The organism is Streptomyces sp. NPDC103540 (assembly GCF_055584445.1).
In genome coordinates this window covers 207,675-226,404 of sequence record NZ_JBVJMA010000013.1, presented here as the reverse complement: position 1 = coordinate 226,404, position 18,730 = coordinate 207,675, and the positions used below count along the sequence as shown (strand labels likewise).

The 18,730-nt window shown below is 69.4% G+C and carries 18 protein-coding genes and 3 pseudogenes; 6 read left to right on the top strand and 15 right to left on the bottom strand.

Features of this window, described 5'->3' with window-relative positions; translation table 11 throughout:
• Positions 1-74: 74 nt before the first annotated feature.
• The 5 genes from ACZ6ZI_RS29380 to ACZ6ZI_RS29360 all read right to left on the bottom strand — a co-directional run bounded on the left by ACZ6ZI_RS29380 (position 75) and on the right by ACZ6ZI_RS29360 (position 5,090).
• Positions 75-1,037 carry a hypothetical protein gene (locus tag ACZ6ZI_RS29380; protein ID WP_469525737.1) on the bottom strand — a complete coding sequence of 321 codons (963 nt, stop codon included), beginning with the start codon at positions 1,035-1,037 and terminating at the stop codon, positions 75-77.
• A 602-nt stretch (positions 1,038-1,639) separates the two neighbouring features.
• Entirely contained in the window at positions 1,640-2,371 is a 732-nt protein-coding gene (locus tag ACZ6ZI_RS29375; protein ID WP_469525735.1) for a sporulation protein, read from the bottom strand.
• Positions 2,372-2,693: 322 nt separating this feature from the next.
• On the bottom strand, positions 2,694-3,296 hold the full coding sequence (locus ACZ6ZI_RS29370) for a hypothetical protein (protein ID WP_469525732.1): 603 nt from the start codon (positions 3,294-3,296) through the stop codon (positions 2,694-2,696).
• A gap of 187 nt (positions 3,297-3,483) precedes the next feature.
• A complete protein-coding gene (locus ACZ6ZI_RS29365) occupies positions 3,484-3,741 on the bottom strand; it encodes a hypothetical protein (RefSeq protein WP_469525730.1) in 258 nt (85 codons plus the stop codon).
• A 242-nt stretch (positions 3,742-3,983) separates the two neighbouring features.
• On the bottom strand, positions 3,984-5,090 hold the full coding sequence (locus ACZ6ZI_RS29360) for a hypothetical protein (protein ID WP_469525727.1): 1,107 nt from the start codon (positions 5,088-5,090) through the stop codon (positions 3,984-3,986).
• Positions 5,091-5,310: 220 nt separating this feature from the next.
• Between ACZ6ZI_RS29360 and ACZ6ZI_RS29355 the strand changes: the two are divergent.
• A pseudogene (locus ACZ6ZI_RS29355) lies at positions 5,311-5,850 on the top strand (helicase associated domain-containing protein); the annotation flags it as partial.
• A gap of 523 nt (positions 5,851-6,373) precedes the next feature.
• On the opposite strand, the gene ACZ6ZI_RS29350 reads toward ACZ6ZI_RS29355, so the two are convergent.
• Positions 6,374-6,979, bottom strand: a complete 606-nt coding sequence (locus ACZ6ZI_RS29350) for a hypothetical protein (RefSeq protein ID WP_469525724.1) — start codon at positions 6,977-6,979, stop codon at positions 6,374-6,376.
• 326 nt (positions 6,980-7,305) lie between these two features.
• Between ACZ6ZI_RS29350 and ACZ6ZI_RS29345 the strand changes: the two are divergent.
• Positions 7,306-7,641 (top strand): annotated as a pseudogene (locus tag ACZ6ZI_RS29345) (helix-turn-helix domain-containing protein); the annotation flags it as partial.
• A 184-nt stretch (positions 7,642-7,825) separates the two neighbouring features.
• Positions 7,826-8,554, top strand: coding sequence for a hypothetical protein (locus tag ACZ6ZI_RS29340; RefSeq protein WP_469525722.1), 729 nt, complete (start codon positions 7,826-7,828; stop codon positions 8,552-8,554).
• Between the two features lie 423 nt (positions 8,555-8,977).
• Here ACZ6ZI_RS29340 and ACZ6ZI_RS29335 read toward each other — a convergent pair whose 3' ends face one another.
• From ACZ6ZI_RS29335 to ACZ6ZI_RS29320, 4 genes are all read right to left on the bottom strand, one after another.
• Positions 8,978-9,571, bottom strand: coding sequence for an NAD(P)H-dependent oxidoreductase (locus tag ACZ6ZI_RS29335; protein WP_469525720.1), 594 nt, complete (start codon positions 9,569-9,571; stop codon positions 8,978-8,980).
• A 189-nt stretch (positions 9,572-9,760) separates the two neighbouring features.
• The gene (locus ACZ6ZI_RS29330; RefSeq protein ID WP_469525718.1) at positions 9,761-10,720 is read right to left on the bottom strand and encodes a D-2-hydroxyacid dehydrogenase family protein; all 960 of its coding nucleotides are present in this window, start codon (positions 10,718-10,720) and stop codon (positions 9,761-9,763) included.
• A gap of 1 nt (position 10,721) precedes the next feature.
• Positions 10,722-10,925, bottom strand: a complete 204-nt coding sequence (locus tag ACZ6ZI_RS29325; RefSeq protein ID WP_469525716.1) for a hypothetical protein — start codon at positions 10,923-10,925, stop codon at positions 10,722-10,724.
• A gap of 339 nt (positions 10,926-11,264) precedes the next feature.
• Positions 11,265-11,687 carry a hypothetical protein gene (locus tag ACZ6ZI_RS29320; RefSeq protein ID WP_469525715.1) on the bottom strand — a complete coding sequence of 141 codons (423 nt, stop codon included), beginning with the start codon at positions 11,685-11,687 and terminating at the stop codon, positions 11,265-11,267.
• A gap of 453 nt (positions 11,688-12,140) precedes the next feature.
• Between ACZ6ZI_RS29320 and ACZ6ZI_RS29315 the strand changes: the two genes are divergently transcribed.
• Both ACZ6ZI_RS29315 and ACZ6ZI_RS29310 read left to right on the top strand, forming a co-directional pair.
• The gene (locus ACZ6ZI_RS29315) at positions 12,141-12,887 is read left to right on the top strand and encodes a hypothetical protein (RefSeq protein WP_469525714.1); all 747 of its coding nucleotides are present in this window, start codon (positions 12,141-12,143) and stop codon (positions 12,885-12,887) included.
• Between the two features lie 202 nt (positions 12,888-13,089).
• Positions 13,090-13,296: a hypothetical protein gene (locus ACZ6ZI_RS29310; protein WP_469525711.1), complete on the top strand. Its 207-nt coding sequence runs from the start codon at positions 13,090-13,092 to the stop codon at positions 13,294-13,296.
• A gap of 33 nt (positions 13,297-13,329) precedes the next feature.
• Here the strand turns inward: ACZ6ZI_RS29310 and ACZ6ZI_RS29305 are convergent, their stop codons facing one another.
• A complete protein-coding gene (locus ACZ6ZI_RS29305) occupies positions 13,330-13,890 on the bottom strand; it encodes an SMI1/KNR4 family protein (RefSeq protein ID WP_469525710.1) in 561 nt (186 codons plus the stop codon).
• Between the two features lie 480 nt (positions 13,891-14,370).
• Between ACZ6ZI_RS29305 and ACZ6ZI_RS29300 the strand changes: the two genes are divergently transcribed.
• Positions 14,371-14,811: a nuclear transport factor 2 family protein gene (locus ACZ6ZI_RS29300; protein ID WP_469525791.1), complete on the top strand. Its 441-nt coding sequence runs from the start codon at positions 14,371-14,373 to the stop codon at positions 14,809-14,811.
• Positions 14,812-15,248: 437 nt separating this feature from the next.
• On the opposite strand, the gene ACZ6ZI_RS29295 is transcribed toward ACZ6ZI_RS29300, so the two are convergent.
• From ACZ6ZI_RS29295 to ACZ6ZI_RS29280, 4 genes and pseudogenes are all read right to left on the bottom strand, one after another.
• Positions 15,249-16,064, bottom strand: coding sequence for an ABC transporter permease (locus tag ACZ6ZI_RS29295; RefSeq protein ID WP_469525707.1), 816 nt, complete (start codon positions 16,062-16,064; stop codon positions 15,249-15,251).
• The gene (locus ACZ6ZI_RS29290; protein WP_469525705.1) at positions 16,061-17,047 is read right to left on the bottom strand and encodes an ATP-binding cassette domain-containing protein; all 987 of its coding nucleotides are present in this window, start codon (positions 17,045-17,047) and stop codon (positions 16,061-16,063) included. The genes ACZ6ZI_RS29295 and ACZ6ZI_RS29290 overlap by 4 nt, the downstream gene beginning before the upstream one ends.
• 242 nt (positions 17,048-17,289) lie before the next feature.
• Complete coding sequence (locus ACZ6ZI_RS29285) at positions 17,290-18,444, bottom strand: RICIN domain-containing protein (protein ID WP_469525703.1); 1,155 nt, start codon at positions 18,442-18,444, stop codon at positions 17,290-17,292.
• A gap of 49 nt (positions 18,445-18,493) precedes the next feature.
• Positions 18,494-18,730 (bottom strand): annotated as a pseudogene (locus ACZ6ZI_RS29280) (hypothetical protein); the annotation flags it as partial.

Here is an 18,730-nt window from a genome sequence, read left to right as displayed (position 1 = left end):
GATACCCCATTCGCCGTCAATCCGATTCCTGCCCGCCGCTGCGAGGGTGGAGAACGCCCGTGTGGGAGGGGCCCCTACACGCCGCCTTCGATCAGTGAGGCGCCTGTCGGGACGGCGTCGACGGGGCCGATGTTGGTGTAGTGGCCCTTGACCAGGGTGGCCGAGTAGGCCCGCGCGGTGCCCCCGTCGGACTCGTAGAACAGCAGGCTGTCCCCGGCGCGGGCCACCATGTGCCAGCCGGACGAGTCGCCTACATCGACCAGGGGCCCGACGGTGCCGAGTCTCGCCGTGGCGACGCGGAACTGCCACCTGCTCTCCCTGATGCTGACCCCCGTCATGCTGAACAGAGAGTCCCTGGTGCCTACCACAGGCCCCAGCCCGCCGCCCCGGGTGCTGCTGCCGTCGGGGAAGAAGACGGTATCGGGGAGCGGTCTGCCTCCCTTGTAGGTGTAGGAGCCGAAGTGGAGGTATCCGTATTCCATCTCACTGCCGGAGAGCCTGCCCAGGTCCTTCCACCAGCCGCGCGTGAACATCAGCGTGTCGCAGGAACCGGCGATCTGGTCCCAGGTGGGCCTGGGGCCGGGGTAGGACCGTACGTGACGGTAGAGACCGTCGATCAGCCAGCCCGAGCCCGCAGCGCCGGTGGAGCGGTTGTAGGCCAGCACGGAATCGCCGGTGGCCTCGATGTTGTCCCAGCCGGGGCTGAAGTCGTTGTACGTCTTCACACGTGTGTAGAGGCCGTTCTTGAAGTGGCCGGTCTCCCCGGTTCCGGTGCCGTAGTTGTAAAGCAGCAGGGTGTCGCGGCTTGCCGCAGCACGTGAGTAGCCGGCGGGCAGCGTCAAGGTAGCCTTCTGCTGCCACTTCCCGGCCGTCAGCGTTCCTGTGACCGCGGCGCCGGTCTTCGAGTCGTAGAAGACCAGCGAGTTGTTGACCCCCGCGTCGGTGCAGTACGCGGCCCCGGCCAGAGCCGGGCCCGTAGGCGCGAAGGGCACGGCCAACAGGGAGATGGCAACTGCGATCAGAACAGACGGTCGCATTCCCATGACAGTCCCCTCTTCACATGACGGGACACCCCTGATCCCACCGTACGTCGGCACTTCCCGCCCGGCATCTCCTACCGAAAGCCGCACCGGCAGACGGACCAAGGCCCTCCACGGACCCGTCCCGACCCATGGCGGTCCCGCGGATCAGAACCCCCATCGACCGGTGCGACCGGCAGGGCGACGCAGCCTGTGCAGCGCTCGTCGCGGCCGTGACCGGCCTCCTGCAGGTGCGTGGCCTTCAGTTTCCAGAACGCGTCCCGGTACAGACGCCGGGCGCGTTCACAGACGGTGCCGTTCGGTGTCGTTCAGGTGGGACCAGCATGCTGTCGGGTCGTCGTGGTCGACGAAGCCCGGTGGCCATTCGGCGGCCTGTCGCGTGCAGGGCCGACCACTCACACACCCGATAGACGCACTGCCGCACCCGGCTGGCGGGGCACAAGAGGTCCCCCGCCAGCTGGTGATCGCCCCGCAGATCCAGCGCTCCCCCAGCGTGAAGGCCGACTACCGGTGGGCGAAGGCGGTGGCGACGGAGGCGGGCTCCCAGGGTGATCCCGTGAGGGACGGCGCCAGCCGCGTGTGCCGTCCGCGGGGCGGCCTCACGCCCCGTACTGCTTCTTCATGTGCGCCTCCAGCCGGGCGTTGAGCTCCTCCTGGTCGGCCGCGGCCTCCTCGTGGGTCAGGGTGAGCCGGGGAGCCCAGCCCCCCGCGCACACGTCGATGAACTCGGGCAGGGTGACGATCATCATCTCCAGCATCGCGGGCCGGTAGCCAGAGGGGAAGGCGAGCTCGAACTCCTGCCACCAGTCCACCTCCTGTCGGGAGTTCATCGCCAGGCCCGGCTTGACCTCGGTGTCCACGTGCCGGAAGCCGAGCGCCTGATAGGCCCGCAGCACGGCCGCCTGCGAGGGCAGAGCGTGCACCTCGACCTCGTCAAGGTCCCCGCGGTCCACGGCGTTGTCGATCGCGAGCTCGGTACGGACCGCGCTGTACGCGCCCTTGAGCCGCTCCCCGTCGGAATGGGTGAGCGGCATGCCCAGCGGCAGCTGGAAGGCGAACGTGTGAGTACGGACTTCCCCGGCCGCCAACGTGAAGGGCGCACCGAACTCCCGGGCCTCCAACACGTGCAGGTAGCGAGCCTCGGCCCCATGGTTCTCAAAACGGACCACCAACTCGGCCTGGAAACGCTCTATCTCCACGTCCACGGCGCCGCCCCGGACGGTGACCGTGCCCGACAGCTCCTGACCAGGCTGGACCTGGTGCTCGTCGAGCACGGTCTCGACCTCGGGCGCGTTGACCCCCAACGCACTGAGGAACTTACGGAACGCCATACGACATACCCCCTGGGAGAAAGCCGGGACCGGCCTTGATGATGATCTCGAACCTATCCGGTCGGCTTCCGGCCGGACAGTGCCGGGCCGGACGGGCACACCGGCCCACGCCGCCGGGCCCTCAGGCCGGCGGCTTCCCCTCCGGAAAGCGGGTAATGAGGCCAGCGCCGGCGAAGTTGCTGATGGGCGCCCGACGGCAGCAGCTTGGGCACCTCGCGACAGCCATGATCACTATCGCCGGGCAGCAGGAGCAGGGGCAGCCCGCCCGTCCTCGCCGATGCCTATATGGTGCCACCGCAGCACCCATTCACAGCTTCCCCCTTCAGCCCGTTCCGTCCTGCGGAAGCCCGGCAGCGGCAAGCAGTGAGATCAGGAGGTCCTCCGGGAGTGGTTCGCCCGCTTGGAGTTGTTCGTCGGCCAGGAGCTGCCGCACCCATGACGCATTGGCTCGGAACACCGCCCGACACAAGGCGCGTTCGGGGTGCTCTTCCTCGGGTCCGTTCAGACGCAGGTCCTGTGGATTGCCGGGGTCGATCGGCTCTGACAGGGCTGCCGCGACCACGGCCAGATCAAAGTGCATCTCCCGGTGGGGCACCGAAGGATCGGCAGCCAGACGCAGCACGTACGGAAGGAACACCGGCATCGCTGGGCTGATGTGAATCGGGGATCTCATCACGAGCCCGCTCAGCGTCTGCCGGGCCGCTTCGGCGCTCTCGGGGTCGAGCAGGCCGTAGAGCACCACTGACAAACCCGGCGGGTAGTGCGGCAAAGCAGCCTGGATGTGCTCCTCGCACCCGGCCAACCCCGGATACGAGCGGGGAACGGTCACCAGATACGGGTACCGCTCCGTCAGACCGGCGATGGCCGACGCCGCCTCCTTCACGGGATCGTCGACACCGCACATCACTCGGGCTCTCCTCACCATGGCAAGGATCATAAACACCCAGCACATCACCGTCGCCCGCGGCAGTCATGAACAGGCACTCACTGGCTTTGTTCACGAGAACCGGCTCTGGCTCAACTCCTGTGGTGAGCCCCGCCACGGCTGAGTAGGGCCTCGGCCGCAGGATCCACCGATCGCGCCGGGGCGGGGTTCCCTTGATGCAGTACGGTCAGTGACCGGGCGGCAGCGCGTCGCCGGAGTGGTCGATGACGTTGCCATTGGAGCAGTTGTTCTTGTGGTTGCCAGTCCAGTCACTCAGGGCGGGAACCACGGCAAGCTCCTGAATGCACACGTCAGCGGCCGTGAAGTTCCAGTTGTTCGCCGCGTTGACCCCACTGCCGAAGTTGCTGTCGTTGTCGGCGAAGGCGGGCGTGGCGGCGGAAAGGGCCGCGGCAGCCAGCAGGCCGCAAGTGATGATCTTTCGCATGGCTGGTGAACGGGCCCCTGCTTGTATAGGTCACGGGGCAACCGGCCGAACGTGAAGAGACCGCGGTCAGCTGCCCACCATCCGCGAACCTCACGAGGGCCCCGGCCCTGGAGGGACCACCACAGGATCGGGCCAGAGCCCGAGAACCGACAGCAGATGTTCGCCACTTCGGGAGGCACGATTGCCTGGTGCTGTCCATTGCGCAGCTCCGGAGTGTGAGCACCGGCGTTGTCTGCCGTCGGCTAAAAGAGACCGGCTTGCACGTGGTGCGTGAGGTTGTCGAGGATCTCGCGCAGCCACGTGCTGCGGACTGCCGGCAATCGGGCCAGGGTGTGCTGGAAGGTTCCGGGGTCGACTCGGAAGAGGTGGTAGGGGCGTGGCGGGGGCGGGTCGTCGCGCAGTACGCCGTCGGGCATGGTTCCCGAGGTGGGGAGGGGGAGGTGTGGTTTCGGGAAGACCATCCACATCCATATCCCGAACGGCAGTGGCACCGGGTGTGCCGATGTGTCCGGGCCCGCCGGGCTCCAGAGTTCCCCCGTCTGCGGGTGGGTCGGCACGAGGATCATGTCGGCGTCCGGGCCGGGGGCGGACAGTCCCGGACCGGCCAGAACGGCGCGTCGCGCTGCCTGGTTTGCGGGCAGCATGGCGTCGAGGGCGCGTTGGAACACTTGCGTGATCAGGCCGGGCGGGACCGTCACCGGTCGGCCGTCGGAAGCTGCCAGGAGGTGGGCCAGGGCCGGCCCGGCTGCCGCTTCCCACTGTGGGCTCCATGACCACCAGTGGTCCAGCCCGCGGGGCGAGCCCCATCTGCTGATCGGCTCCATCGGGGGCGTGGCTACTCCCTCCTCCAGCAGTTCCTCCCAGGAGACGATTGCGGAGTCGGCGTAGTCGACGGGGAGGCGGTGCACCGCGTCCGGCGCGAGCCAGACCGCCTGCCAGAGTGAGCAGTCATCGATCCGGCTCGCCACCGGCAGGCCACACGCCTCGCAGGCCATGTTGGGGCCGTCACCCCAGTCGAGGCCGCAGCAGTAGCCGCCTGCCGCGTGTGGGATGAACACGGTGCCGCGGGCATCCCCGGGAGCGATGACGACGGTGCCGGGTGCGCTGTCGGACAAGGCGTAGAGCGGAGCGTAGATACCGCGGGCCGCCGCCTCGTCCGGGTCGAGCTGCTCCCACCTCTGCCACGGCGGCCCCCAGGGCTCCGGTTCCACGGCGAATGTGCCCGACTCCATGAGCACCGGGAGCTGGATCCCGTTCCCGTACTTCTGATGGGCATGAACCGGCAGCGCGACCGGGGACAGCGGGATGGTCAGCTCGGCGCCACATCCCGCACACACGAAAACGAACAAATGTCCTCCGCGAAGAAAGCAGGAGGCATCATCGCAGCTCTGTGGCGGACCTTCCACGTATTTCCTCATCCGCGGCGCGGGACTGTGCACCGCCACGATGTGTAACGCCACGCTTCGAATCCCCGACGTGCCGGGTGGCCTCCCCAAGTGGTGAACATCTGCTGTCGGGGCTCGGGCTCTGCCGCTGCATGCCGCCCCATACGAGGTCGAGGTCGAGGTCGAGGTCGAGGTCGAGGTCGGCGTCACCAAGACGTTCCCCCTCGGCCGGTGGGTGCACCAACAGCGCAAGGCCCTGCGCACCGGCGAGCTCGAAGAGGCGCAAGAAACTGCTCGACGCGCCGGAGGCCGGAATGGTTTGGGACCCGGCGAAGAGGCGTGGGAGAACAAGCTCGCCACACTCCGGGCATACCGGCGGGCCACGGGCCATCGGGCGCCCCGGCAAGACGCCGTGTGGGGCGAGGGCGATGCCTGGTGCCCATCGGCCGGCACATGGCCAATCGCCGCCGCACAGGCGCCAAGAACGGACTCGGGAAGGACCCGGACACCGCCACCACCCGGGCCGCGCAGCTCACCGCGATCGACACAGACTGGAACTGCCCCTGGCCACTCGACTGGCAACGCCACCACCGCGTCCTCGCCGACCTGTTCCACGCCGACGGACAGCTGCCCCACATCGCCCCCGGCGTCCTGTGGAACGGCGACGACATCGGACGGTGGCTGCAGCAACAGAAGCAACCGGCCACCTGGGCGCGGCTGCTGCCCGAAACCCGGCGGCCGTGGCCGGACCTCCGCCGAACCGGGGCACGTCCTTCATGCCCATGTCCAGGCGTCCCCCGTACCGGATCGGGTGCCGGTAGACGCCGCGGTCGATGGAGGTGTCGGCGCTGAAATCCGCGACGAGGTCGGGCCGGACGAGGCCGGTGTCCAGGAGGTCGCGGGTGCCCCGGGCCGAGGAGAACGTCGCGCCGGTCCAGGGGTGGCCGGAGTCGGGGAAAGGCGCTGCGCCAGGTCGCGGGCCGGGTCGGGGCGCAGGGGGACCGTGCGGCCGATGGGGGCACAGGCGTCCGGTGGAGTCGTGGCGTCCGAGGATGGATGAGGAGTCGGGGGCGGCTCAGAGACCATTTGGCGAGTCTGTGGTAGCAGATGAGAGTGCAGACGGTGCTGGTGAAGGCCAGGAAGTGGTCGCCGCCGGCGGGGCAGGTGGGCACGACAGCGGCGCGCTCGGGTTCCCGGGCGCGCCGCTGTCGAGCTGTGGTCAGCCCTCGGGGGAGCCCCGCCCCGGGTCAGTGGAGCTTGTTGACGGCGGTCTTCGTCGTCGTGCGGAAGGCGGTCAGCGGGGCGTCCTTGAGGTCGCCCATCTGGCCCCAGCGGACGAGGGTGACGGTGCGGCCGTCGCGGCCGACGGAGAACAGGTGGATGTCGGAGGTGCCGATCTGCGGGTCGGCGGTGTCCAGGCTGTAGACCCAGGCGCCCTCCTCGACGGCGAGCTTGCCGTGGGAGGCGCTGACGGCCTGCAGGCCCGGGTTCTGCTGCTCCAGCAGGGGGCCGCAGCCTGCGAGGGCTCCGCGGAGGGTGTCGACCAGCTTCACGGCGTCGGCCTCGGTACGGGCGACGGTGGTGACCTGGACGCCGTTGGTGTCGAGCTCGGTGCTGAACTCGCGGTAGCGGGTGTTCTGTGCCGGGATCTTGTACGGGGCGCAGAGGACGCCGCCGTTCTCCGGGACGCCGCTGAAGATCTGGGTGGCGGTCCACGGCGTCGACGACGCCGGCATCTGGGAGGCGGCGAGGAAAGCGGGCTGGGCAGCGGCCTGCGCCGGGGCTGCGGCGAAGGCCGCGAGGCCCAGTGCGGCAGCGGCCGCGGCGGCGAGTGCGGTGCGGAGCTGGTTCATGGTGGTGGATCCCCCGTCGGGTCGTTCGTTCGATCAGTGCTCAACCAGCCTGCAGCCGACGCCCCCCGACCGCAACGATCACGCGCCCACCGACCGTCCCGGAACCATTCCACCCCCGCTGACCTGCAAGAACGTGAAGGATGGAACGCCGGGCCGAGGGGGGTGGAATACCGAAGGACACCGCCGCCGAGGAGTTCGCGGGGCTCGCGCGCACGGTGAAGGCGTGAAACGGGAGGAGATACGAGGCGCTGGGCCGGCGGCTGAGCGTCAGCGCGTCCACCCTCCACCGCTACGGATCGGGCCCGACCGTCCCGCAGGAGTTCGCCGTGGTCGACCACCTCGCCTTGCTGTGCGGGCCGGAAGAAGAGGACCGGCGGACCCTGGAGGCGGCCCGGACGAAGGCCGACCGCGCCCGCCACCGGGCGGCCTCGCCCGCGCCCACGCCCGCGCCGGCCGAGTCGGCCTCGCCGGAACCGGGCCCGGACCCGACCGCGCCGGACCCGCCGCGAATCCGTCCGTGCCGAAGGCGCACCGCCCCCGCGGTGGCCCAGCAGCACATCGCGGAGCCCCGCCTGGTGGTCGTGGACACCACCGGCGGCAACGAGGACACCGTCCAGGCCGTCATGGCCGCGCTGAAGACGCCCCGGGCCACATCCGGTGTGGACCCCGTGCGCCGGGATCCCGACGAGCCCGACGTCCGGACCCGAATCCACGCAGACGTCCTGCACCCGGGACCGCACAACCCATTGATGAAGCCTGGGCAAGCCTCTCGGGGACCCGGACCACCCAGCGCAGCGGGGCGGGCTCCGCGGACGTGCGTGGGCCCTGCTCCTGGGAGCCCTCGCCGTGCTGTCCGCGCTGGCCGTCACCGGCCTGTTGCTGTCGCGTACGGGCGAAGGCCCGGACCGGGGCGCCTCCCCCGACCCCCCGGGAGCCGCCACGCCCGCCACGGCGGGCCGCTCGCCCTCACCGCCGCAGACCCCGATCACCGGCACCCCGCAGGCACCCGGCACAACCCCCGGGGCCGTGGCGGCGGAGTTCACCGGCACCGGGCACCAGGCCACCGGGAACTTCACCACGCCCGCAGGCCTCACCCTGGTCACCGCCTCCTGCCCCGCCTGCCGCCTCGCCTTCACCGTCACCGTCCTCGACCCCGAGGGCCGCGCCGAGGCTCTTCCCGTGACCGCCTTCGGCCCGTACGAGGGCACCCGCGCCGTTACGCTCCCGCCCGGAGCCCACTACCTGAAGGTGGACGCCGACTCCGCGTGGACCGTACGGCTCGGGCCGCCGCCCGGCGGCGCCCCCGCCGACCTGCCACAGGCCTACGCAGGGCGCGGGGACCGGCTCGAAGGACCGTTCACCGCTACCGGGACCCTGAGCGTCGCAGGCTCCCATACCGGCGCGGGCCACTTCGTCGTACGCGTCCTCGACGCCGACGGCAGCCTGGTCGACCTGCCCTTCAACACGGCCGGCGAGCACCGCTCCACCGCCACCAGCCGACTCCACGGACCCGGCCCCTACTACCTCGACGTCACGGCGCTCGGCGCATGGACCCTACGACTGGCCGGCAAATGAAAGCACCGGCCGGGCAGAGAGGCCGGCCGGTTGCCGAGCGGCGCCGGCGGCCGAGACATTCTGTCGGAGAACCACCCGTCGAAGGCCGCCCGTTTCGACAGGTGGGTTCTTCACCGCGGTGCTGAACAACCAGACCCACTGCCACCCCAGCTGACCGGCGGTTGAACCCGAGGTGGAGAACGGCGCGCCAAGCGATTCGGCCGGCCGTCCGATAGCCGCCACGCACCCGTCACCCCCAGCACCTGTTCCCGTCGCGCCCCACTGGCACCTGGCCGCGCGCGAAGGGATGAGGCGGCGGTCCGCGGCCGTCGGCGAAAAGGCCCGCCGGTGGGTTCGGGCCCGGAGTACGTTCGGACGCACGGGTTGCGACCCTGACCACCAGGGCCGCAACCCGGCGATGGGCCCGCGGTGGCCGCTGCCGGTTCAGGCCACGAGCGCGGCCGCCTGCTGACGGGCTTGGTCCAGCCAGTCCCTACGCGTTTCCTCCGTGGAGTCGGCGACCGTCCGGAAGACGACCCGGCGCACCTCGCTCACCCCGACGTACGGCAAGACGCAGGCCGACCAGATCCTCTGCAAGGGATCGCCGAACTCTCCGTCCTCCCGCTCGATCGGAGTATCGGACGTGTTCAGCACGAGGGCCTTGCCCGCCTTCAGGAGCCCGACAGGTTCGCCCTCCGCAGTGCCCAGCTTGTAGGCGACACCCGGCACGAGCACGCGCTGCACCCAGCCCGCGAGAACGGCCGGAGGCATACCCCACCAGTTCGGGTGGACGAACACCATGGCGTCCAACGTCGCCACCTCCGCACGGTGCAGGGCCACCTGCCCCTCCTGGGCGCGCACCGCTTCCTCGACCGTTCCCGTCTCATCGGCGGACAGCACCGCCGGGAAGCCCTCCGCACACAGGTCATGCGCCACTACCTCGGCGCCCCGCTCGCGCAACTCCCCCACCACGGCGTCGAAAACAGCATGGTTGAAACTCCCCGCACGTGGATGTGCGAGATACACCGCTACGCGCATTTGCCCCCCGATCCGCAACGGCAGAGAACGTCCGCCCCGGCCAAGGGTAATCAAGGCCGTGCCCGGGCCCGGCGGACACCCTCCCACCGGTGGGAGGCCGCCACAACACGAACCACCCCGGCCCCCCTCCCCCAGACCGGTCAACTCCGCACGGCAACCGACGACCCCAGCCCAGCGGCAGGGAGGGCGTCAGCCGAGGCGTCGGATCGGTGCGCCGGCCAGGTAGGCCTCGATGTTCTCGACCGCATGGCCGTAGTACGTCCGGTAGTTGCTCTGCGACACGTAGCCGAGGTGCGGGGTGGCGAGGAGCCGGGGTGCGGTCCGCATGGGGTGGTCGGTGGGCAACGGCTCGATGTCGAAGACGTCGATGCCGGCCCCGGCGATCCGGCCCCCGTGCAGCGCGTCCAGCAGAGCGTCCTGGTCGACGATGTCCGCGCGCGAGGTGTTGACCAGATAGGCCGTTGGCTTGAGCAGGGCCAGATCGGGGGCGCCGAGCAGGCCCCGGGTGCGGTCGCCGAGCACCAGGTGGACGGAGACGAAGTCGCTGGTGCGCAGCAGGTCCTCCTTCGAGCAGGCCAGGTGGACGCCGACCTCGTCCGCGCGTTCCTTGGTGAGGTTGTGGCTCCACGCCGTCACCTCCATGCCGAAGGCGAGGGCGACCTGGGCGACCTTGCTGCCGATCTTGCCGAGGCCGAGCAGTCCCAGGCGGCGGCCGTTCAGGTCTGCGCCGACGGTGGACTGCCAGGGTCCACCGGTGCGCAGGGCGTTGTTCTCGGTGACGATGCCGCGGGCGAGGCCCAGCAGGAGCGCCCACGTGAGCTCGACCGGTGGGGTGGAGGCGCTGCCGGTGCCGCAGACGGTGACGCCGTGTCGTGTGGCGGCGGCGTAGTCGATGACGGAGTTGCGCATGCCCGAGGCGATGAGCAGCTTCAGCCGGGGCAGCCGCTCCAGTAGGGAGGCCGGGAAGGAAACGCGTTCGCGCAGGGTCACGATGATGTCGACGTCGGATACCGCGGCGACCAACTCGTCCTCGGTCGTGAAGTGTTCCGTGAAGCTGGTGACCTCTACCCGGTCCCGCACGGGAGTCCAGTCGGCCACCACGGTGGCCACGTCCTGGAAATCGTCGAGCACAGCGCAGCGCAGCCGCATGTCAATCCTCTCGGTGAGAGCCATGAAGGGGTGAAGCGCCGATGGTGGGCGCCGTGGGCAGGTTCAGGGTGCCGCGGTCGACATGTACGCCGGAAGGGTCGTCGAGCAGGACGACGGATCCGTCCAGGTCGAGGTGGTCGACGAGGCCGGCCGGCTGCGCCACGGCGGTCGTGCCGAGCACGGTTTCCACCGTGCGGCCGAACATGGTCCGCAGCCCGCACGCACGTGCGCGTGTGATCGTCTGTCAGCCCCACTGGCACCCGGCCGCGCGCGAACGGCCGGCTCCCTCCCCCGGCCGCCTGCCGGCAGACTGCCGCACTGGTGCCAGCGGCCGCGGAGTACGTTCGGAGGTGGGGGGTGCAGCCCTGACCACCGGGGCCGAGGGGTGCGGGTCGGCCCGCCGGGTATATGGGGACGTCTGAGGGCCGGCGGGCGGGACACGGCAGCGAGCAAGGACCACTACCCGCCCGCCAGGACGAGCGGATCCGCCTGGCCGGTGGGCACGCTCGTGCGGTCCGCCGCGGTCGTACGCGGTCGCATGTGGTCAGCGGGGGGATTCGACCAGGCCGGTCGCGATGAGTTCCTTGGTGCGGTCGACCGCTTCCGAGATGTCGGGGTGGCGGCCGGCAGGCGGGAAGACGTCGACCGCACCGACCGCTCCGTGGTTCGCCCACAGGCAGGTGGTCATGGGGTGCGAATTCCACACGTTCTGCTGGCAGGTGAGTGCGGCCGTCTGCGTGGTGACCGTCGTGGCCTCGCCGACCAGGGTGCGTTCCCTCTCCTGCGCCAGAGACTTGGCGTACACGTCCTTGACGGTTTTGAGCGGGTCCGGGACGGCCGCGTAGAGGTCGTACTCGGCCGCGATGTGAGGTGCGGCCACGGTGCGACCTTGGACGGCGAGACTGATCCGGTCCGGTCCGTGGCAGGTGTACTCCTCGGAATCCTTCTTGCCCTGGTGCTTGGGCAACGTGTCGACGGTCCGGGCACGGAGCCCGTATCGGAGCGAACCCCGGACACGGTCGCAGGTCATTCCCTTCACCGTGGGCACCCGCGGCTCCTCGTAGCGGATTCCCGTGTCCTTGCCGAGCGGCTCGGACGTCAACTCCGAAGAGCCACCACCGCACCCCGCAAGCGCCACAACCATGCCCGAAGCCCCGATGATGCTCTTCCATCCGCGCACGCCCGCGCCCCTCACTCTTCACACCGTCCGATGATCAAATCCGAACCATATAGGCGTGCGGCACGTAGCCGCTCCCCACGGCTCGGCTCCACCGCCGAGACGACACAGCACCTCGTCTTTTGCCGCTAAAGCGTCGACCCATTCCTGACCAGCCCAAACGCACCCGTCACCCCGGAAAGGCAGCGGCTTCCAACTGGCCCGGACGGAACTCGTGTCAGAAGTCTGATCTAGCTTTGACCTGTGAACCACAGCAGCCTCACGGCCGGGGCGCCCCGCGAGCCTGACTTGCCGCCCCACCAGGTAGTCCTGGCGGAGACTGATTGGCGTTCGCTCCAGACAGCTTTCGGGAACGGCGAGTGCCTGCCCAAAGTCCTGGCACGGCTGCTGGAGCCTGATCCCAAGGTGCAGGTCACCGCTTTGTCGGAACTGAGTGAGTTGGTCGGCCACCAGAACACCGTCTACGAAGCCACCGCCCCCGTTGCCCTGTATGTCGCCGGCATCCTCACCCACCCGGCGACCATGACCCTCCGGCCCTATCGCAGCGTCCCCATCCGCGCGACATTGTTGAACTGGTTGGCTTCCACGGCCTGCGACGCCTCCGACGACTTCGTAGACCGCGTTGGGCAGTACTTCCCTGGATTCCTCGCCCCCGGTGGCCTCGTGGCCCGCTTCCGGGACCTGCGCCCGATGCTTTACCGAGCCGTCGCGCCCTTTCTACAGGACAGTCACGAGGACGTGCGCGACGCCGCCTGCCTCGCCGCGCTCATCCTCGCCGAGCACCCCGCGCTGGCCCAGCACCGCGATCACCTCGCCGTGCACGCGCGACGCATCCTGAACACCAGCAGCGACGCCCCTGATCGGCGCATTGCCTGGAAGGCCCTCGAAGCATGGGGCCACGACGTATCTGAAGTTGAACCTTTTCAGGAGGAGCCCTGGGACTGCGGGCCACACAGCGATGGCCGCGGCGATCTCGAGCCTCCCTTCTGATTGACAAGCGAACGGCCACAGACCCAAGGATGTGCGGCCGTTCAGAGGTCGTTCTCACCTGGAGTGCCCATTTGTTGTTCCTCCGTGGGGCGGACGCCTGGCGCGACGACGAACTCCTCGACGACGTCGTGGACGTGGTCGTGCTTCCACCGTCGCGGGTGTGCGCCCGGGCGCGTTCGGTCCGGCGCGGTACGCCGGAAGCATGGCGAAGCGCCGCCGCCTTGCCCGCGACTACGCAACCCTGCCCACCCGGTCCGAAACCGTGATCCGCATTGCCGTGACCGAACTCATGGCCCGGCGACTCAGCGGCGAGGGCACCATCTCCTGGCGCGACCCGAAGAAGGCCGTCAAACAGCCGATCTCGGGATGGAGCATCGGACGAAACCGACCTCTCAGACCCCGCCGCTGAGCGGGGTCTTCGTGCGTCTTGGAACGGAGCGGGTCAGGACGGTGTGTCCGCTTCCTGGTACTCGCTCACTTCGTAGGGGACCTCAGACCATTCGAAGGATTCCCGGCTGATGAGCGGGATCTCATCGGGTTCGCCGAGTACGCGCTCCAGGAACGCGACGAAGCCGGTGCGGTGCCATTCCCACCGGAACGTGTCCCAGCGGATCATGACAGTCCACTCGTCGGCGCCGTCGCCGGGTGGCCGCAGGAACACCAGGTCGCCGTCGAGCGTGGTGATCACGGGGACCAGTCCCCCGGGCTCGGGGGCGACGGCGTACGGGAATTCATCGGGGTGGTAGCCCTGGGAGTCCCGCGCCTCCCGGGACACGCGGTTGATGAAACCCGGGAGGTTCAGCGCGACGCCCCGACGGTGCGACACGTAGAAGGTCCCGTGGAGCACGCACGGACCGTAGGCCGACACGAAGGACTTGTACTCCTCCGGGAGGACCGTCCCCAGTTCGCCTTCCAGCCGCTCCCACGCCGGGTCGGAGACAGCGTCCGAGAATCCGTCGAACCGGGGCTCGCCCAGCAGGCCAATGACGTGAGAAAAGTCCACCGGAAGTCCTCTGTGTGCAGTCATATCCGCTCTGAGCCGTGTTACAGAGCGTGCAGTCGAGCCCGGTAGCCACTGGCATCGACACCTTGATGCGGCTCTTCGAAGGGCCGCAGTGGCGTCGGGGTATACGGGTACCACCCCCGTAGGCGATCGTCTTTGATCGTGCCGCCGCGAGAGCGTCGTACTCCGGATCGTACATATACCGGTCGATTGATGAACGCCGGGTGCGCGTCCGGCATCGGAATACCGCGACTTGCCCCGCATGCCGTTCACGCCTCCGTCGTGGACCCGGGGCGCACGATCATCAGCACGACGACGAACGCCCACAGCAGGTTGAAGATCCCGGTCCTCATGGTGAGCCGGGTTGCTCCTGCGCGCCGGGACCGCTTCGCAGCCCGGGGCGGGAACGGAGGCGCGTCCGGTCGCGTCCTAGCGGGTACTGGGTGCGGGGGCGCGAGGTCCCGACGTAAGGGGGCAGAAATGACGCGGGGTGGGCAAAGGGCCGGCCGGTGGCTGGTGGCCCTCTCGGTGGGCGTGCCGCTGGTGGTGGCCGCGATCGTCGTGGCCGTGGTCTTCGCGGGGACCGACATGTGGGGGCGCAGCCCGCTCCACCGGGCGGTGGACTCCTACCTGGACGCGGTGGGTGGCGAGGGGGCCGCACCGATGCGCGGGCCGGAAAGCGGCTGCCCGCAGGTGGAGCAGGACCCGGCGGTCGCCCTTCGAGGGTTCTCGGCTCCCGTCTTCGAGCACGAGATCGTCTCCTCCACCGAGAGCGGCGATAGCGCCTCCGTCAATGTGGACCTCAAGCCGAAGACGGGTGGACCGATCGCGGTCGTCCTGGACCTCCGCCGGACCGGCGACCGCTGGGAAGTCTGTTCAGCCGCCACCGGCAGGCTCGTGATCGATGCGGACCCCTTCTAGCACTCCGGTGTGACTTCGCGTTCCATGCGCTGGAGGGTCGGAGAGCCGCTGCCGGTGGTGGCTGCGAGGTGCCGAAGCCTGGTGGCTTCTGCGCCGGTTCGACCGGCGCAGGAGTGCGTTCAGGGTTGTCGTGGCGCCTGTGTCACACCAGTGCCGCGCCACCGTATATCGCGAGCGTGGTGCCGGTGACGTAGGCGTTGGCCAGGACGAAGAGAGAGGCCGCCGCGGCTTCCTCGGCAGTACCGACACGCCGCTCCTCGACCTCCCCGGCGCCACTCCCGTCCCTGCGCTGGCCACCTGAGTGCCGATCCGTAACGCACCGATGGTGGCGACATCACTCCGGTCATGCACGGACCGGCCGCCGCCTGACCGCTCGTGACCGAGCACGGCTCCTACGAGGATCGGCTGCCGCGAGCGCGTTGGGGCAGGAGGCCGTGTCAGCGGCCGTGGGAGTTGTAGACGCGCAGGGCCAGTGGCATGAAGACCGCGGTGATGCCCGCGGCCCAGAGCAGTGACCACATGACGGACGAGCCGACCGGGGTGCCCAGCAGGAGCCCCCGGAAGGCGTCCGAGAGGTGCGTGACGGGGTTGAACTCGACCCATGCCTGCAGCCATCCCGGCATGGTCTCGACCCGGGCGAAGGCGGTACTCGCGAAGGTGATCGGGAAAATGATCGTGAAGGCGAAGACCTGTACCTTCTCGGCGTCGCCCGCCAGCATGCCGATCAGGACGGCCGTCCAGGAAACGGCGGCGGCGAACGTCAGGAGCAGGAGCGTCGCGCCCAGGAAGCCCAGGGCGCTGCCAGTGAGGGTGAACCCGAGCAGGGTGCCGAGACCGATCATCAGCAGCATCGCCCAGAGCTGCTTCGCGAGGTCGGCGACGATGCGTCCGTAGAGGGGCGCCGCACGGGCGATGGGGAGGCTGCGCAAGCGATCGAACACACCCTTCGTCAGGTCGGCGTTGAGCGACATCGCGGTGTACACGCTCATGAACAGGGTGTTCTGCACGATGATCCCGGCGAGCGCGTACTGCAGGTAGTCCTGCGGCGAGCCTGCCATCTGTCCGCCGAAGACGTACGTGAAGAGGAAGACGAACATGATCGGCGTGATGCTGTAGTCGACGAGTTCCAATGGGTTGTGCTTCACCGAGATCAGGCTCCGCCACACCATGGTGGCCGTCTGCCTCAGCGCCGCGCCCACGTGGACGCGGTTGCCCACGCGGGGAGTCGTCCCCGGGAGGTTCGTGGCGGTCATGACGGACCTCCTGTGGGCGTGCAGTCGTCGTCGGACGCCTTCGGGCCGGCCGCCTGTGCCGTGTGACCGGTCAGGGCCAGGAACACCTCGTCCAGCGAGGAACGACGCAGGGTGAGCTCCGCCACGGCGATGCCCGCCTGGTCGAGGCGTCGCACCACCCCCGGCATGAGCGTGTCGTTGGTGACGGGGGCGATGACGCGATGGTCCTCGATCACGGCCTGAGCGCCGGCTTCCTGCGTCACGAGCGCGCGGACCCTCGCCAGCTCGGCGGCCTCCACGGGCATCACGTTGAGGACCTGCCCACCGACCTGCGACTTCAGCTCGTCAGGAGCGCCCTGGGCGATGACGGAGCCCTGGTCGACGACGACGATGCTGTCGGAGAGCCGGTCGGCCTCGTCCAGATACTGCGTGGTCAACAGGGTGGTCATGCCTTCGGACACCAAACCGCGCAGCATTCCCCACACCTCGCCGCGGCTGTGGGGATCGAGCCCGGTGGTCGGTTCGTCGAGGAACAAAACGCGGGGGCGCCCCACCAGGCTCGCCGCGAGGTCGAGGCGTCGCCTCATCCCGCCGGAGTACGTCTTCACGGCACGCCCCGCGGCCTCTTCCAGGTGGAAGCGCCGCAGCAGTTCGGCGGACCGCGAGCGCGAGTCGGGGCGGGTCATGCCGAGAAGGCGCGCGATCATCACCAGGTTCTCGGTTCCCGTCATGTTGTCGTCCACCGCGGAGGACTGGGCTGTGAGGCCGATCAGGGACCGGACCCGGCGGGCTTGGCGCACCACCTCGTAGCCGCCGACCTCGGCATGGCCCCCGTCAGGATGCAGCAACGTGGCGAAGATCCGGACCGCCGTGGTCTTGCCTGCCCCGTTCGGTCCCAGCAGGCCCAGAACGGTGCCCTGTGGGACTTCGAGGTCGAGTCCTTTGAGCGCGGCCGTGCCCTTGAAGGTCTTGGTGAGACCCTCCGCTCTGATCGCGTGTGTCATGAGGTCACCCCGGTCGTCGAGGAATCGCCTCTTCCACTGTGCATGACGCCTCTGACAGCCACAGGGCGGAGGGGACATCCCGGATGGGAGGGACGGCCCCGGCCGCACTCTGCGACGTCCGTACGACGTACGTCGTACGGAGACAGGTGAACACGTGAGGTGTCGCCGCGGTCTCGTCACGTGACACCTCACCGGCCGGCGTTCTCATCCGACCGGTCAGGTCCTCCGCGCCCTCCGGGCTCTCAGAGCTTCCAGACCTGGTCGATGTACTGCGGGTCGCAGCCCACCTGGACGACGGGTGCCCCGTTGTCCGGGGTCCGCCAGGAGACCAGCATGCAGCGGTTGGTCTGGGCGTTGCGGATGAGGTAGCCGCCGGTGGGGACCGGTTCCAGCTTCCAGATCTGGTCGTTGTACTGCGGGTTGCAGTCGAACTGTTGCACCGGTGCTCCGTCGTCGGGGGTGCGCCAGGAGACGAAGAGGCAGCGGCCGGTGAACTCGTTGCGGATCAGGTGACCGCCGCCCGGGACGGGCACGAACCTCCAGATCTGGTCGATGTACTGCGGGTCGCAGTCCACCATGACGGCGGGTGCGCTGTTCTCGGGGGTGCGCCAGCTGACGTACGCGCACTTGCCGCTGAGGGTGTTCACGATGGAGGCGGTGGCGAGCGTGACCTGTCGGAGCCAGGGTCCGAGATCGTCGACGCGGGCGGATACGGCGCCGGTGCGGGATTCGGTGGGGGCCGTTCCGAGGCAACCACCCTGCCAGGAGCGGGAGTTAACGGCGACGAGTTCGTCGGCCGCGTTCAGGAGGGGGCCACCGGTGTCGCCCTTGCAGATCGCGTCCGTTCCCTTGCCGGTGAGGGTGAGGGAGGTGGCGTCGGAGCTGTTGAGCGTGAACGCCGCGGCGTGCGGCTTGTCGGGCACCCACTCGGTCTTCGTGCGGCCGAATCCGGCCGCGCTCAGGGTGGCTCCGGCGGTCGGGGCGGAGGTGGCGAGTTTCGCCCCGGTGGCGCCGACGACGGGTGAGGCCAGTCGGGCAAGGACGACGTCACGGTCGTCGCGCGGCGCGAGCTCGGTGATGCCGAGGGTCCTGCCGTCGCCGAGGGTGGTGGTGGCACGCATCGCGGGTGGGCCGGCGGGAACGGTGGTGCCGGGGACGGTGGCGAAGCAGCTCGTGGCGGTCAGGACCCAGTACCGGTCGACGAGCGTCCCGGTGCAGGCGCGACCGTCGGCTTCGCCGCCGAGTGTGAGTCGTACCGCGTAGGGGTGCTTGTCCGTGGCAACCTCGGGTCCCGTCGCCGCGGCGGCCGGGGTGGCGGGGACGACGCCGAGGGTGATCAGGGCCGTGGCGGCCAGGAAACCGGAAGCCCTCGCCGTGCGTGCGGGAAGTGTGAACATGTCTCTTCCTTCGTGAGGACGACGTGCCGTGGGCGTGCGATCCGCGCGGTCAGGGGAGTTGGATGGCGTTCCAGTTCCAGCCCGCACCGGCGGGGACGCGCGTACTGCCCGTGAAGGGCTGGATGTGGCCGGCGCCGTCGGACAGGCCCGTGAACATACCGATCGCGCCGTCACCGAAGCGGTACATCATTCCCACATCGGCACGCCGATCACCGTCGAAATCACCCGAGAACAACTTCATCGACGACCGATCCCAACTCGCCGGCGGAACCGTATAACCAACGGA

Bases quoted from the DNA above. Each gene is read 5' to 3' on its own strand.
- ACZ6ZI_RS29380 (WP_469525737.1), bottom strand. From the start codon at position 1,037: ATGCGACCGTCTGTTCTGATCGCAGTTGCCATCTCCCTGTTGGCCGTG.
- ACZ6ZI_RS29375 (WP_469525735.1), bottom strand. From the start codon at position 2,371: ATGGCGTTCCGTAAGTTCCTCAGTGCGTTGGGGGTCAACGCGCCCGAG.
- ACZ6ZI_RS29370 (WP_469525732.1), bottom strand. From the start codon at position 3,296: ATGGTGAGGAGAGCCCGAGTGATGTGCGGTGTCGACGATCCCGTGAAG.
- ACZ6ZI_RS29365 (WP_469525730.1), bottom strand. From the start codon at position 3,741: ATGCGAAAGATCATCACTTGCGGCCTGCTGGCTGCCGCGGCCCTTTCC.
- ACZ6ZI_RS29350 (WP_469525724.1), bottom strand. From the start codon at position 6,979: ATGAACCAGCTCCGCACCGCACTCGCCGCCGCGGCCGCTGCCGCACTG.
- ACZ6ZI_RS29335 (WP_469525720.1), bottom strand. From the start codon at position 9,571: ATGCGCGTAGCGGTGTATCTCGCACATCCACGTGCGGGGAGTTTCAAC.
- ACZ6ZI_RS29330 (WP_469525718.1), bottom strand. From the start codon at position 10,720: ATGCGGCTGCGCTGCGCTGTGCTCGACGATTTCCAGGACGTGGCCACC.
- ACZ6ZI_RS29325 (WP_469525716.1), bottom strand. From the start codon at position 10,925: ATGTTCGGCCGCACGGTGGAAACCGTGCTCGGCACGACCGCCGTGGCG.
- ACZ6ZI_RS29310 (WP_469525711.1), top strand. From the start codon at position 13,090: ATGGCGAAGCGCCGCCGCCTTGCCCGCGACTACGCAACCCTGCCCACC.
- ACZ6ZI_RS29300 (WP_469525791.1), top strand. From the start codon at position 14,371: ATGACGCGGGGTGGGCAAAGGGCCGGCCGGTGGCTGGTGGCCCTCTCG.
- ACZ6ZI_RS29295 (WP_469525707.1), bottom strand. From the start codon at position 16,064: ATGACCGCCACGAACCTCCCGGGGACGACTCCCCGCGTGGGCAACCGC.
- ACZ6ZI_RS29290 (WP_469525705.1), bottom strand. From the start codon at position 17,047: ATGACACACGCGATCAGAGCGGAGGGTCTCACCAAGACCTTCAAGGGC.
- ACZ6ZI_RS29285 (WP_469525703.1), bottom strand. From the start codon at position 18,444: ATGTTCACACTTCCCGCACGCACGGCGAGGGCTTCCGGTTTCCTGGCC.